The sequence below is a fragment of the Stieleria mannarensis genome (genome assembly GCF_014154935.1).
GTDB lineage: Bacteria > Planctomycetota > Planctomycetia > Pirellulales > Pirellulaceae > Stieleria > Stieleria mannarensis.
This window is the reverse complement of record NZ_JACEHH010000010.1, coordinates 1-14,231: the sequence shown is the minus strand read 5'-3', so window position 1 is coordinate 14,231 and position 14,231 is coordinate 1. Positions and strand designations below refer to the sequence as shown.

At 60.8% G+C, this 14,231-nt stretch carries 9 protein-coding genes; 4 read left to right on the top strand and 5 right to left on the bottom strand.

Features of this window, described 5'->3' with window-relative positions:
- Positions 1-108: 108 nt before the first annotated feature.
- On the bottom strand, positions 109-270 hold the full coding sequence (locus tag H1B37_RS08805; RefSeq protein WP_182866276.1) for a hypothetical protein: 162 nt from the start codon (positions 268-270) through the stop codon (positions 109-111).
- A gap of 472 nt (positions 271-742) precedes the next feature.
- Here H1B37_RS08805 and H1B37_RS08800 point away from each other — a divergent pair, with 472 nt between their 5' ends.
- On the top strand, positions 743-1,714 hold the full coding sequence (locus H1B37_RS08800) for a Gfo/Idh/MocA family protein (protein ID WP_182866275.1): 972 nt from the start codon (positions 743-745) through the stop codon (positions 1,712-1,714).
- Positions 1,715-2,024: 310 nt separating this feature from the next.
- Here H1B37_RS08800 and H1B37_RS08795 read toward each other — a convergent pair whose 3' ends face one another.
- The 3 genes from H1B37_RS08795 to metH form a co-directional block, all read right to left on the bottom strand.
- Positions 2,025-2,192: a hypothetical protein gene (locus tag H1B37_RS08795; RefSeq protein WP_182866274.1), complete on the bottom strand. Its 168-nt coding sequence runs from the start codon at positions 2,190-2,192 to the stop codon at positions 2,025-2,027.
- A gap of 83 nt (positions 2,193-2,275) precedes the next feature.
- Positions 2,276-3,535: a DUF1559 family PulG-like putative transporter gene (locus H1B37_RS08790; RefSeq protein ID WP_353620812.1), complete on the bottom strand. Its 1,260-nt coding sequence runs from the start codon at positions 3,533-3,535 to the stop codon at positions 2,276-2,278.
- A 379-nt stretch (positions 3,536-3,914) separates the two neighbouring features.
- Entirely contained in the window at positions 3,915-7,616 is a 3,702-nt protein-coding gene (gene metH, locus H1B37_RS08785) for a methionine synthase (protein WP_182866272.1), read from the bottom strand.
- Positions 7,617-7,912: 296 nt separating this feature from the next.
- Here metH and H1B37_RS08780 point away from each other — a divergent pair, with 296 nt between their 5' ends.
- Both H1B37_RS08780 and H1B37_RS08775 read left to right on the top strand, forming a co-directional pair.
- Positions 7,913-9,109, top strand: coding sequence for a hypothetical protein (locus H1B37_RS08780; RefSeq protein WP_182866271.1), 1,197 nt, complete (start codon positions 7,913-7,915; stop codon positions 9,107-9,109).
- Between the two features lie 93 nt (positions 9,110-9,202).
- Positions 9,203-10,645 (top strand): P-loop NTPase, encoded by a 1,443-nt coding sequence (locus H1B37_RS08775; RefSeq protein ID WP_182866270.1) that lies wholly within the window; start codon positions 9,203-9,205, stop codon positions 10,643-10,645.
- 177 nt (positions 10,646-10,822) lie between these two features.
- Here H1B37_RS08775 and H1B37_RS08770 read toward each other — a convergent pair whose 3' ends face one another.
- Positions 10,823-13,402 (bottom strand): protein kinase domain-containing protein, encoded by a 2,580-nt coding sequence (locus H1B37_RS08770; protein ID WP_182866269.1) that lies wholly within the window; start codon positions 13,400-13,402, stop codon positions 10,823-10,825.
- 209 nt (positions 13,403-13,611) lie between these two features.
- On the opposite strand from H1B37_RS08770, the gene H1B37_RS08765 reads away from it, so the two are divergent.
- Entirely contained in the window at positions 13,612-14,220 is a 609-nt protein-coding gene (locus tag H1B37_RS08765; RefSeq protein WP_182866268.1) for an RNA polymerase sigma factor, read from the top strand.
- The last annotated feature ends 11 nt before the right edge of the window (positions 14,221-14,231 follow it).

The following is a 14,231-nucleotide window of genomic DNA, read 5'->3' as shown; positions in this document are numbered from 1 at the left end:
TGTTGATTTAATCAGCCGTATGGCGCGAGCCTCCGGGCCCCGGTGCGTTCATTCGATGGTTCAGGCCCGTGCGCTCGCGTGAAACGGCTGATCCCACGTCGGGTCGGATTAAATCAACACGCCCGTCAGCGAGCGGCCCACGGTCACCGCTCCACCAACGTGGCCTGATGAAGATTGCGTGGCGTCTGAAACTGGTGGACCGGCAATGATTGAAAATTGCAAAATGAACAGTGCAAATTGCAAAATGATTTGAGCGGCGATTTCCGACAAATTTCAATTTTGCAATGAACAATTTGCAATATGCTATCGAGGGGGGGCCAGCAGAATGGTTGAACATTCCCGAACCTACCCAACGTTCCAAGCTCCATTGGTTTTCGCCAGGCCACCACCAACGCCCGCCACTGGCTCACGCCACGTGCTGGCATCACCTACGCAACCAAGCGGTTGGGTCCATGGGACTTTTACCGATTCTGAACTCCAGCTCAGGCTCAATACACTTGACACGTCGCACCCCAAAAGCGATCAAGAGGTCAGGGTGTCACTGAAAGCCTAGCCCCGATGGGTTCGTTGGACGTCGCGTCGGAGCGGGGTAAAGCTTCGCTTTTTGGGCGCCGAGTTCGGAGAACACGGCGACTGTCCGAACGGGGCGACTACCCCAGGAATTGAGCTGCGGTAGACTACGAGAAGCCTTTCCCGCGGAAACTCACCGCTGACGACTTTTCTAGGAAACACCAAGAACATCATGACGATACGCTGGGGACTGCTGGGCTGTGGCGATATCGCCAGCAAACGGGTCGCCGACGCGATCATCGCCGACGAAAGGTCTGAGCTGGTAGCCGCGTGCCGACGAACCGAACACCTGCTGCAGGACTTCGCAGACCGGTTCAACATCCCCACGCGATTGACGTCGGCGGAAGAGTTGTTTGCCCGCGAGGACTTGGACGCCATCTACATCGCCACGCCGGTGTTCCGGCACTGTGCCCAGACCATTGCCGCGGCCGAGGCCGGGAAACACGTGCTGGTGGAAAAACCGATGGCCTATTCGACGGCGGAGTGCCAGCGGATGATCACCGCCTGCTCCACGGCCAAGGTGACGTTGGGGGTCGCTTATTACCGCCGGTTTTACCCCGTCGTGTTGCGTCTGGCGGAATTGATCGCCGACGGCACGCTGGGGCGACCGCTTTCGATCCTGGCGACCACGGGAAACCCGAATCGGTTTCCGACCGAAGACTGGCGGGTGGTCAAGGCGCTCGGTGGCGGCGGGCCGCTGATGGACATCGGCAGCCACCGCTTGGACTTGTTCCTGCAATTGTTCGGACGACCGCGGCATGTCCAGGCAGCCTGTGCTCCGTCGCCGGAACACGACACCGAAGACATGGCGTCGCTGTTGATCGAATTCGAAAACGGCTGCCACGGCGTCTTGCAGTGCTACTTCGGCACGGTCGACACTCCGGACCGTTTGGAAGTGATCGGCACCGACGGCCGCGCCACGACCGAAGACCTGAACGCCGGCGATTTGACGATCATCACCGCCAATGGCGCCCGCACCGAGTCCCATCCGCCGCACGCCAACCTGCACGCCCCGCTGATCAGCGACTTCACCGACGCGATTCTCTGCGGCCGGCCTCCGACCGTGACCGGCGAACTGGGCATGGCGACCAACGAAATGATGGCCACCGCCTACCGCGAATCCTCGGGCAAGTGCCGACAGTAAGCTCACCGATGGTTTGCGGCCTGTCATCCGTGGGTACGCTTTGCCATCCGTGGGTTGCCTGTAGTGTCTTGTCCATGGCCGTTGGCCAAACCGATCGTGCACGATCCGAAAACCTAGGGCGTTGCCCTAGGCTAGGGATGTGAACGGCCTTTGGCCGAGCCTGTCCGGTCGGACCGAACGACCGAACTGACACCGTAACTCGTTGGCCAACGGCCAAGGACACCCGTAGCCTGGGGCATCGCCCCAGGAACACCGGCCCACGAAAACGCTTTGGCCAACGGCCATGCACAACCAGTCACGGGCGCAACCTTTACTGCGCGTCCGGATCGACTTCTTCGGGTTCGGGGTTTTCGTCGACCCACTGCGCCAACTCGTCATGCTCGGCGGTCGTCTCCACTTGCTCGGCAGAACCACCACATCCGACGCACACCATGGCGGCAAATATCATCACCAACACACTCCAATTCCACTTCTTCATCGCGATCCTCAACGGAAAAAAAGACACTGACTCGTCAACCGAACGAATGGAAACTCCATCCAACCGCTAACCCGCACCGCAAACTAAAACTCCGACGAGATGACTTCGGACGACGCTCGTGTGCCGAGGGCTCCCCACAAACCAAAGGGACTCGCGCTGCCCGGCGGGACCATGTTCGCATCGATTCCGACCTGGGCACTGGTCTGATCGCCCGCCTCGATCGAATCGGTGATGAAGCGGACCGAACCATCGGTCAACAAGATGTGGCATCCTCCCTGGTGCCGACTGCTGGGCGGCAGGATGCCTGCGTTGAAGTTGTTCCAGTCCGTGCAGAGTGGAGAATTCGGGGGCGAAATCGTGGTGAACATCCCCCACAACGATCGACTGTGCGCCCAGCGGAACCCCCGTTTCTGTTCCGGGTGACCGCCGGGCCCATGGGGGTTGGTGAACGTGGCGGTTGCCAACCAAAACCGGGGCCGGTCGGGATCGATGTAAACATCACATTCCTGCACGCCTCCTTCCAGCCAGATCGTGTCTCGGCCACTCGGTGCCAACGCGGCACGCGTGCGGACGTCGTTGTCGCCCAAACTGGTCGCGATCTCACCGGCGGCGATGGTGTTGGACAGTCCATCCAGAATATCGCGAAATTTCGAATCGAAACGATGGACGAACACCCCGCGACAGGACGCCTGCCGATGGCGCGGGCCGGCAGCGCCAAAGTCGGTCCCGTTGTCGCGGCGACCACCATGCCAGCTTCTCATCGAGTCACCGACACACGCGATGTAGTTGGTTCGTCCCTGTGCCGGCAATCCGACGCCGGGATCACTCGGACATCGAAACATCGGGATCTCCGTCAGCCACGGTTCGTAGCGGGCGTTGGCGTGCTGAGCCAACGAGCGGCGCGGACACGGTCCCATCGGAGGAAACACCGCTCCGGTGCTCGCGTCGGTCAGCGGATTGCCGATTTGATCCCACAGGCCCTGTTGCTCGACGTAGGGCAACATCGAAACCAACCAGCTGACTTCCAAGCGATTGCTCGACCGAGGTGCCGCGCCCGGATTGGGTCCCTCGGGGTTTCCACCATTGCCACTGGGTGTTCCCGTGCCGTGCTTGGGCAACTGCTTGAATGCCGAGTGGTAGTTGTGAAGCCCAATCCCGATCTGCTTGAAGTTGTTGCTGCAACTCATCCGGCGAGCCGCCTCGCGCGCCGCTTGGACCGCAGGCAAGAGCAGCCCCACGAGAATTCCGATGATCGCGATCACGACCAACAGTTCGACCAAGGTGAACCCCGACCGTTGGGACGGACGAAGGTTTCTTTCGCAATGATTCTCTCTAGCAACCACGACACTGCCCCCTGAGACGCGTGACAACCCAACGCCACGGCATCCTTTTGCGGTGGCTCCTGAAGACACCGAACGAATATAGCGGGGCCCGAAACACCCCTGTAAAAAAAACCTGCGAAATATTCGCGTGAAGAAAATGCCCCGCATGGGAGAAAACAAAAGTCCACCGGTCGGGTGCACGAAACAGGCGTGATCGTCGCTGCGACGTAAGAGGGAAGGCAGAATGATGGTGCACGTTAAGGCTGGCGCCAGGCGGCGGGATCTGGCGATAAGTGCAGGGTCATCGCGAAGCGGCTCACCGGCGACGGGCCGGGGTCGCTGCGAAGCAGCGAGGGGAGTCGCCTAAAGGCTAGACACCAGCGTGCTTCGAAGACCGTGCCTACTCCGGCTCGTAGGCCAGGTTGGGGGCCAGCCATTTTTCGATCTCGGCGATCGGTTTGCCTTTGCGGCCGGCGTAGTCTTCGATCTGGTCTTTGGTGACGCGGTCGACGGTGAAGTAGCGGGCGTCGGGGTGGGCAAAATACAATCCGCTGACCGACGCGCCGGGTGTCATCGCGAACGAACTGGTCAATTCCACCGAGGCGTTGGCTTCGGCATCAAGCAGGTCGAACAACGTCCGCTTCTCGGTGTGATCGGGGCAGGCCGGGTAGCCGGCGGCCGGGCGGATGCCTCGATAGTCTTCGTCGATCAATTGTTCGGTCGACAACGATTCTTCGGCACCGTAGGACCAATCGCGGCGCGCCTGCTGGTGGAGCTTCTCCGCCAGCGCCTCGGCACAACGATCGGCGACCGCTTGGACCATGATGGCGTTGTAATCGTCGTGCTTGGCCTTGTAGCTGGCCGCCAACTCCGCCGCACCGAGCCCCGCGGTGACGGCAAAGCCGCCGACGTAGTCCTTGCGACCGCTATCGACCGGAGCGACATAGTCGGCCAGACTGCGGAAGTCCTTTTGTCCCTTTCGCTCCCATTGCTGGCGGAGGAAGTGGAACCGCGTCAGTTCGGTTTGACGGGTTTCATCGGTGTACAAGATCACGTCGTCGCCATCGCTGGCGGCCGGCCAAAAACCGTACACCGCACGGGCTTTCAAACTGCCGTCGGCGATGATTTGGTCGAGCAACTTGTTGGCATCGTCAAAGATCTTCTTGGCCTCTTCGCCGACCACGTCGTCGTCAAAGATCTTGGGATACTTGCCCTTCAATTCCCAAGTCGTGAAGAACGGCGACCAGTCGATGTATTCTCGCACCTCGGCCAGCGGGACATCCTCTAAGACACGAGTGCCGGTGAACGAGGGTTGGTCGATGCGGACGTTTTCCCAATCGGTTGCGAAGCGTTTTTCGAGTGCCTCGGCATACGGCACCAGCTTTTGTTTTCGCTCCTTGAAACTGGCGACCAGTTTGACCTGATCCTGGGCGTTCTTTTCGATGAAGTCATCACGCAGCTCGTCGCTGAGCAACCGTTCGACCACACCGACGCTGCGGCTGGCATCGACGACGTGCACGACGGGCCGATCATAGGCCGGTGCGATCTTCACGGCGGTGTGCTTGGCGCTGGTGGTCGCCCCGCCGATCAACAACGGCACTGTCAGACCGCGACGCTTCATCTCGCGGGCGACGTTGATCATTTCGTCCAAGCTGGGCGTGATCAATCCGGACAGCCCGATGATGTCGGCGTCGTGCTTGGCCGCTTCGTCCAAGATTTCGTCGGCGTTGACCATCACGCCCAGGTCGACGACTTCAAAGTTATTGCACTGCAACACGACCCCGACAATGTTCTTGCCGATGTCGTGCACGTCGCCCTTGACCGTGGCGATCAGGAACTTTCCGCGTGCCGAAGCATTTTCCAATCCCGCGGCGCGTTTCTCTTCCTCCATGAACGGTTCCAGGTAGGCGACCGCCTTCTTCATCACACGCGCCGATTTGACGACTTGAGGCAGGAACATCTTGCCTTCGCCGAACAGGTCGCCGACGACCTGCATGCCGTCCATCAAGGGGCCTTCGATCACTTGCAGACATCGATCAAAGCTCTGCCTGGCCTCTTCGGCGTCCTCTTCGATGAACTTGTCGATGCCCTTGATCAAGGCATGTTTCATCCGCTCGGCCACGGGCGCGTCACGCCATGCCAAATCTTCGCCGGCCTTTTTCTTGCCGGTTCCCTTGAACGTCTCGGCCAGTTCCAACAAACGGTCGGTCGCGTCGCTGCGACGGTTCAGCAGCACGTCCTCGACGTGTTCCAGCAAGTCCTTGGGGATCTCTTCGTAAACTTCCAACTGACCGGCGTTGACGATGCCCATGTCCAAACCGGCTTCGATGGCGTGGTACAGGAACGCGCTGTGCATCGCTTCGCGGACACGGTCGTTGCCGCGGAAGGAGAAACTGATGTTGCTCACCCCGCCGCTGGTTTTCGCTCCCGGGCACTCTTTCTTGATCCGGCGGATGGCGTTGATGAAGTCGACGGCGTAGTTGTCGTGCTCGGAGATGCCCGTGGCGACGGTCAGGATGTTGGGGTCAAAGATGATGTCTTCGGGCGGGAATCCGACTTGGTTGACCAGGATGTCGTAGGCGCGTTTGGAAATCCGCACCTTCTCGTCCTCGGTCGCCGCCTGGCCGTGTTCGTCGAAGGCCATCACGACGGCCGCGGCACCGTACTGGCGCACCAAATTGGCCCGCTCGATGAAGGCTTCTTCGCCGTCCTTGAGCGAGATCGAATTGACGATCGCTTTGCCTTGGACGTTTTGCAGCCCCGCCTCGATGACTTCCCATTTGCTGCTGTCGATCATCACCGGCACCGACGCGGTCACGTCGTCGCCGGAGATCAATCGCAGGAAACGGACCATCGCCGCCGCACCGTCCAGCAGTGCGTCGTCGAAATTGATGTCAATAATCGTCGCGCCGTTTTCGACCTGTTCACGAGCGATTTCGACCGCGGTGTCGTAATCTTCGTCGCGGATCAGTCGGGCGAACTTGCGGCTACCGGTTACGTTGGTTCGTTCGCCGATCATCGTGAACGGCACTTCGGGCCGCATCACCATCGGCAACAAACCGGACAGGCGGGTGTAGACCGGGCCGGGGGTTTCCTGCTTGGGTTTCAGCCCGGCGACGCGATCGGACATCGCACGGATATGGTCGGGCGTGGTGCCACAGCATCCGCCCAAGATATTGATCCAACCGTTGTCGGCAAATTCGCCGACGATGTCCGCCATCGCTTTGGGGCCGAGATCGAATTGGCCCATTTCGTTGGGCAAACCGGCGTTGGGGTGACAACTGATCGGGATTCCGGCAACGTTGGACAGTTCTTCGATGTGTGGACGCATCACATCGGGACCAAGGGCGCAGTTCATTCCGACCGACAGCATCGGGAAATGTTCCAGCGCCGTGAAAAAGGCCTCGACCGATTGGCCGCTGACGAACGTTCGGCCGCCCTTGTCGAAGGTGCCGCTGACCATCACCGGCACGCGGCGTCCGCCGGCATTGAAGAAGTCCTGGATCGCAAACAGGCACGACTTCAAGTTCAGCGTGTCGATCGCCGTTTCCGGTAGCAGGATGTCGACCCCCGCGTTGACCAGTGATTCGACTTGGGCGCGATAGCTGGCGCGCATCGCTTCGAAGGTCGTCGGGCGAAACGACGGATCGTCGACTTTGGTGCTGATCGCCAGCTGCATCGTCGTCGGACCGATCGATCCGGCGACGAAGCGCGGCTTGTCGGGCGTCCGTTCGGTCCACTCATCGGCTGCCTTTCGCGCACACGCGACCGCGGCGCGGTTGATTTCGTCGACCAGTTCGATGGGCAGATCGAATTCCACCATCCCCACCGGCGACGCGCCGAAGGAGTTGGTTTCGACGATGTCCGATCCGGCCTCGTAATAGGCCCGGTGGATGTCGGTGATTTTCTCCGGATGCGTCAGGCACAAAATGTCCGAGAAATTCTTGAGGTCCTTGTGGTGATCGGCGAAACGCTCTCCACGCACCCCGGCTTCATCTAGCCCCAATCGCTGAATCATCGTCCCCATCGCCCCATCGAGCAGCAGGATGCGTTCGCGGACGAGTTCGGAAAGCAGATCGGCGGTCGAATTGGCTTGCAGCATTCTCTCAATCGCAGTTTTTAGGTTGGGTTCAACGAGGGTGTATTGTCCTAGTCCCGTGGAAAATCACAAGGCGAACCACGAAAGTGCGCCACAACACCACATTCAGCCTTGCCGTAACCGGCCAAGTTTCGCTATTCCGCAAAAGCCTGAAGACAGACACCGTTGAACACCGATGAACCCATCCAGGGCCGGTCGGTGGTCCCCAAGGGGAAATGGATCCACGGATGGGTCAATTCCGGGGGTTTTTTGACGTTCTTGCCCAAACAGGCGTGGAAACTCGCTGCGGAAAATCACTGATGGACCAGGAACCAGACACGACGAATCACGCTCGAAGTTCGCGACCGGGACGATTTCGCCCCGAGAAAACGACGCGCGACGATCGCCCGGGCAGCCCCGCTGGCGACGCCAATCCCAACGGAACCAACAAGACACACCGCCACAGTGGGGGTTTCCGTGAAATCCCCGCCCCACCGGCCGAGCCACTTGACTCGCCGGCCGAAGCGTTGCCGACCCTGTTCGAACTTCCCGACCGAACGCCGGAGGGATTGCAGCGCAAGCGTCAGGGCGGCCGGTTTTCGATTCACGACGCTCACAGCGGGCCTCCGGCCAGCCACGTCGATCCACCCTCGGGTAACCACAGCCACCTCAGTCGCCCCGAACCGTTCTCGCCGGTCGATTCGGATTCCGCGCTGCCCGGCGGCACCGGTGACAATTCCGACCTGGGACACGACCCCATGGGCCCACCAGCCGATGCGGGAACCCCGATGGAGGAATCACGCGTCGCAGCCTTCCATGGTGCTCCGATGAAATGGGCCAGCGCCAAAGCGTCCTGGGCCACACGTTCGGCAATCGTGATGTTGGTGTTGCTGTTGGTCAGCATGGCCTTCCTCTTCGGCCGCAGTTCCAATTCACCGAACGATCCATCGCAGCTGGCCGATGTTGATGGCGACGAACTGGGCGAAACCGTGGTCGTGATCACCGAAGACTTTGACATCAGCGACGATCCGTCGTCGACCGGCCTGAGCCAGCAGATCGCCGCGACCGACGATGTGGTGACACCCGAGGTTGCCACCCAAGAAAACCAAACACCGCCTGCCGAGACTCTTCCCAGCTACATCGCCGAAGCTCCGACGCCGTCGGGCGCACTGGGCGAACCCTCGGCATTGTTGCCAGCCGAACCGTTGCCCTCCGACGCGCTGCCAGCGGAAGCGCTGCCAGAGGAAATCGCCCAAGCACTCCTGGACACTCCCGTTACCTCGGCGACCGAAGACATTCCCGCAGTGCCGCCGAGTCTGGAATCGAATCAGTCCGTCGTGGCCTACCGCACGTCTGAAACCGACGCAGCATCCGATGCCGTTTCCGATCCGCTGCCGGCGGGCATGGAGGACCGGTTGCGGCTGGAGGATGGTCTGCGCTACAGCGACACCCCGTACGCGATCGGCAACTTCTTGGAGATCTTGAAAGCCTGGGAAGAATCGGCGGCGGCGCAGTGAACGACGCCACGTTTCCCCCGGGCAGCTTCGACCGCCCAAAAGTCCTTCTCGCAGCGCCCCGTGTTTGTCATTTGATTTAAAAGCAACAGAACCATGAAGACCAACCAGACGTTCATCGGCGCATACACTCGCAACCGCCATCGCGCTGGCATGCAGCCCACCGCTGCAAACACGCCCGATGCGGCAGTCGACGCGGCGGCAAATCCGGTCACCGAAGAACGCCTTGAGCGGATGACCGAGCAGGTCGCGGAACGGACCGAGAAACAAGCGACTCCGGTCACCGAATCCGTCGCGGATCAGGCACACCCGTCGCCCCCGCCATCGCATCTGCCACCGGCGCCCGTCGATCGGGCAAAGGTGGTCGAGCAGTTGCTCGGACAATCGATGACGGTCTCGGACACCTTTGTGGAACTCAACGAAGTCTGGAGCGAACAGCCCACCGGGCAAGTCCTGCGGATCGATCGCCCGGTGGCGACGCCGGTCGAGACAACCGACGTCGCGCCTCCCCAGCCGCAAAACGACGTTCGCGAAATGGAGGCGATCGCCGACGAGATTGACGAACTGTCCGTCGCGATCGACGCGCTGGCAGAAGAACCCGTCAGCGCGGAACCCAACCCGGTCGCGACCGTACCGGCGCGTCCGATTCAAACGACGAGGCCTCCGGCCGCACCAAGCCCATTGCCTGCCCCGGTTCAGATGCCTGCCCCGGTTGAGTCCAACACTTCCATCGAGCACGCTGCGGCGGTCCAGCCCCAAGCTTCACCGGTCCCTCAAGCTTCATCGGCACCCCAAGCTTCACCGGCACCCCAAGCTTCACCGGCACCCCAAGCTTCACCGGCACCCCAAGCGTCGATCGAGCCGCAAACTTCTGCGTCCGAGCCGCCCGCCCCACGCTGGGCCGGCGCGACCTGGGAAGTCGACGCGTTCGATCTTCCCTCCACCGTCGCGGAACTGTTCTTCGACGAAGCCTTCTTTCGCTCGATCGCCGAACACCTCGGCCAATCGGTTCGCGAAGGACTGCGGAGCGTCCTGGTCACCAGCCTGTCCGCCGGCGAGGGGCGTTCGACCGTCGCGATCGGAACCGCGATCGCCGCGGCCGCCACGGGGATTCGCGTGGCGCTGGTCGACATCGACCTGCAGACGCCCAGCCAAGCCGACTTGCTGCGTTTGGAAGTGGAAACCGATTGGGTAACCGCACTCCGTCAGGGCACGCGGATCGAAGACGCCGCGATCGCATCGATCGAAGACGGCGTGACGCTGTTGCCGCTGGTTCTGTCACAGCATCGCGGCATGCCGATCACTGCGACCGAAATCGACTTGCTGTTGGAACAACTCGACGGCTGTTTCGATCTGCTGTTGTTTGACGGCCCGGTCGCGGGCGCCTGGGCCACTCCAAAAATCGCATCCGCCGTTGATTCCAGCCTGATCGTCCGCGACGCCCGCACGACCAGCAAACACGCCGTCGCCTCGGCCGCCGCCGGGCTCCGCCGCCAAGGCGTGAAAGGGATCGGCGTGGTCGACAACTTCTGCGGCTAGGTAGAACAAAGACGGGTGACAGAAAAATAGCGGGCAGAAAAATGACGAGAAGTAGACAAGAAAATCGGTGACAAGAAAATGAAGTCACCGGCACAATCTTCTTGTCACCCATTTTCTTGTCGTTTCATACCCACCAATTTTTCTGCCCCACATTTTTCTGTCATCCCCGGCAATCCCTCACCGATCAATCACTTCGCCGCCGTCGCGGGTGATCAGTTTCTTCAGCAGGTCCCGATCGAGGACCGGGGTCGTCCGCGTGCTGCCGTCGACCATCAGGTACGTGATTGGATCGAAAAACTCGATGTCGTCACTCCCGCTTAGGTCCTCCGGCTTGGTCCAGGGCACGCTGTTCTTCGTTTCGATCAACAGCAAGGTGTTGCTGGTGCCGTCACGAAATTCACTGCGGCCGACGCCGCCTTCGGTTCCGATTGCGCTATTGCCGGCCGCAAAGCCTAGGTAATTCGTGTGACCGCCGGGTTGGCTATCGGGCGCGCTCGGACTGCGGTAGAGCTCCGGCATTTGATCGAGTAGCTTGAGGTTATGTTCGCTGTTCCAGGGTTCGTCGAATCTGTATTGCTCGTACAACCTGGCTCCTTCGACAAACGGCAAGATCGCGACCCGCCAGCTGAAGGGATACACCTTTTTCTTTCCCGCTCGCACGGCGCCTTCTTGCACGTTGACCGAGCCGGGGAACTTGCGATAGACGTCGTGAAAGTTGTTGAAGGCGAGTCCGATCTGGCGGAGGTGGTTCACCGAACCCTGCTGCACCACCGGTTCAGCCGTCTTGCCAGCGTGTTGTTTCAGATACGCGTCACGTTGTCTGAGATATTCGTCGACTCCCGTTCGTTTCAGCATCCGAATCATCGAGAAGGCCTTGTCCTCATCCGACCCGGGGCCTCCCGGCCGACGATTATAGATGTCAGAGAATGCTCCCATCTTTTTGAATCGATAGACCTGACCTTTTCCTTGATTCTTCAGCTGCCCCTGGAACGGCATTTCGGCGGTGTTCAAGAAGGGATCGAATTGAAACACCATGGAGGATTCGTCGGGGAACTGACAGCCGACTTGAATGCGGTTGCCGGTCACCTCATCATCCGCTGTCAGCCATAGCCCATTGTGATCCTTCTGCAATCTCGTGAACGTGCCGGCGGAGACATGGAAATCCGCCTGGGCGTTTTGTTTGGTAACGGCATAGAATTCGTTCTGGTCGATGGCCAACAGCATGCCGTCTGGCATGACGGCGTTGGGTTGTTTGTAGCCTTCCAACAACCAGATTCCCGACAGTTTTTCGAGCACGTCGCTGTGCCGCGTCGCCGCCCGCTTGGCCAACGTTTCCTTGGCGGCCGGCGGGGTGACGTCTGTCGCTTTCGCGTCCTGGGCGTCTGCGTCGTCTCCCTCGACGACTTCGATCGTGGCCCCTTCCAGCGGCGCTTGAAACACCGTCCCATCGGGGAAGGTGATCTTGATGAACAGGCCCATCAGTAGCCCGATGAAAATGCCCAACAGCCCAGATGCGATCGCGATGGTCAACGGGACCGAACGTCGATACCACGGACGAGTTTGCGCCGACGTCGAGGGCGGCAGGGGTTGCGTTTGCGCTTCGGCAGCGGACGCGTCTTTGACCAAACACACCAAGTCATGCCCGGAGACCCAAGTCGCCAAGGCGGCCGCGACATCGCTCGGCGATTGCGGACGCTTTTCAGGGTCCTTGGCCAACATCGAATCGACCAACCGCACCAACGCGGGCGGGCAATCGGCGGCCCGTTCGCCCAGACTCGGCGACGGCTCGGACACGTGTGCGGTCATCTTGGCGAACACGGTCCGGTGCGATTGATCGTCGAAGGGCGCGTTGCCCGAGAGCAGTTTGAACAGGGTGCATCCGAGCGAATAAATGTCCGATCGACAGTCCACGTCGCGGCCGTCGGTGACCTGTTCCGGCGAAACATAATCGGCGGTCCCGATCGCCTGACCGGCGGCGGTCAACTCCTGCGCCCGACCGGATTGGTAGCGGGCCAATCCCAGATCCAACAACTTCACTTCGCCACTGCGGCTGATCATGATGTTGGACGGTTTGACGTCGCGATGCACAAAACCTTGATCGCTGGTGTACTGCAGCGCCGCGGCGACTTTCAGCACGATCTCACAGGCCTCGGCGATGCCCAGCGGCCCGATCCGCGCCACCAACTCGCCCAGATCCAATCCGTCGATGAATTCGGTGACCAAAACCGCCGTGCCATCAATCTCGCGGGCGTCGTGTGCGGTGACGATGTTCGGGTGACTCAATTGTCCGACGGCACGCATCTCGGCATCAAAGCGATCGCGTGTGCGTTGGTCGGCCAATCGATGGCTCGACAACAGTTTGACGGCGACCTGGCGTCCGAGTTTGGTGTGCCGAGCGAGAAAGACTTTGCCCATGCCGCCGCGGCCCAGCAGGCGGACGATTTCGTATTCACCGATCGTACGCGGGATGGCATGCATCCCGGTTTCGGAAAGCTCATCGGAGACCGCCAGTGCGCCCAGCGCCTTGGCCATCGCGAGTTTGCAATCGGGTTCGTCCGTAAGGCCGGCGTGGGGATCGCGCTGACGCAGTTCGCTGATCAGCGAATCTTCGGCATCGTCCACCGTTTCCAATTCGGCCTGACAGGTGGAACAGGACCGCAGATGCTGAAAGAGTTCGTCGTTTTCGGCGTCGGGCAGTTGCCCGAGCGAATACGCTCTCAATCGTTCCACGGTCGGGCACTCGGTCGCTGTCATCATCGTATTCTCCTCAGGTTTTAAATCAGGTTCAAGCATCAGTTGTGGGATAGGCTTCCAGCCTGTCATGCCAGCGGGAAGCGTCAGCGAGCGGCCCGTGGGGTTCACCCCGCCACTGGCTCACGCCACATGCTGGCATTCGGCCTCCACACAGATAAACGCAGACGTCTGACACCACTTTCCCCGAAAAAGATTCGGTTAGACTTTCCCCTATGAATCCCACCCCCGACGACCGACGCCGCCCCGAGCACCCGACGCTGTCGCAGCCGTTTCTCGAGGGCGTCAAGCAGAACGATCCGGCCCAGTGGAGCCGGCTGGTGGAAACGTTCGGCCCGATCGTGTACCGCTGGTGCCGAACCTCGGGTGTCGCCGAAAGCGACGCTGCGGACGTCGTCCAAGAAATCTTCGCTTCGGTCGCCCGAGGCATTTCGGGATTTGAACGCCAAAAGGAATCGGGCAGCTTCCGCAGCTGGCTGGCCACGATCACCCGCAACCGTGTCCGAGACCACTTTCGGCGACTCGCCGACCGGCAACCAGCCGAAGGCGGCACGGAGGCGTTGACGCGATTGCAACAACAAGCCGACTCGTTGGACCAATCGATCGATGGCGATTCGATCCACAGCCCGCTGGTCCGTCAGGTCTTGAAGTCGGTGGAGGCCGAATTCGAACCGACGACCTGGAACGCGTTTTGGTTGACGACGATCGAAAGCCAACCGGCGTCACTGGTCGCCGAAACCACCGGACTGTCGGTGGCCAGCGTGTACCAATCCAAATCGCGCGTGCTGCGCAAACTGAGACGGCGGCTGAGCGAATTACCGTGAAGGGGTCGGCC

Bases quoted from the DNA above. Each gene is read 5' to 3' on its own strand.
- H1B37_RS08765 (WP_182866268.1), top strand. From the start codon at position 13,612: ATGAATCCCACCCCCGACGACCGACGCCGCCCCGAGCACCCGACGCTG.
- H1B37_RS08800 (WP_182866275.1), top strand. From the start codon at position 743: ATGACGATACGCTGGGGACTGCTGGGCTGTGGCGATATCGCCAGCAAA.
- metH (WP_182866272.1), bottom strand. From the start codon at position 7,616: ATGCTGCAAGCCAATTCGACCGCCGATCTGCTTTCCGAACTCGTCCGC.
- H1B37_RS08775 (WP_182866270.1), top strand. From the start codon at position 9,203: ATGAAGACCAACCAGACGTTCATCGGCGCATACACTCGCAACCGCCAT.
- H1B37_RS08795 (WP_182866274.1), bottom strand. From the start codon at position 2,192: ATGAAGAAGTGGAATTGGAGTGTGTTGGTGATGATATTTGCCGCCATG.
- H1B37_RS08770 (WP_182866269.1), bottom strand. From the start codon at position 13,402: ATGATGACAGCGACCGAGTGCCCGACCGTGGAACGATTGAGAGCGTAT.
- H1B37_RS08780 (WP_182866271.1), top strand. From the start codon at position 7,913: ATGGACCAGGAACCAGACACGACGAATCACGCTCGAAGTTCGCGACCG.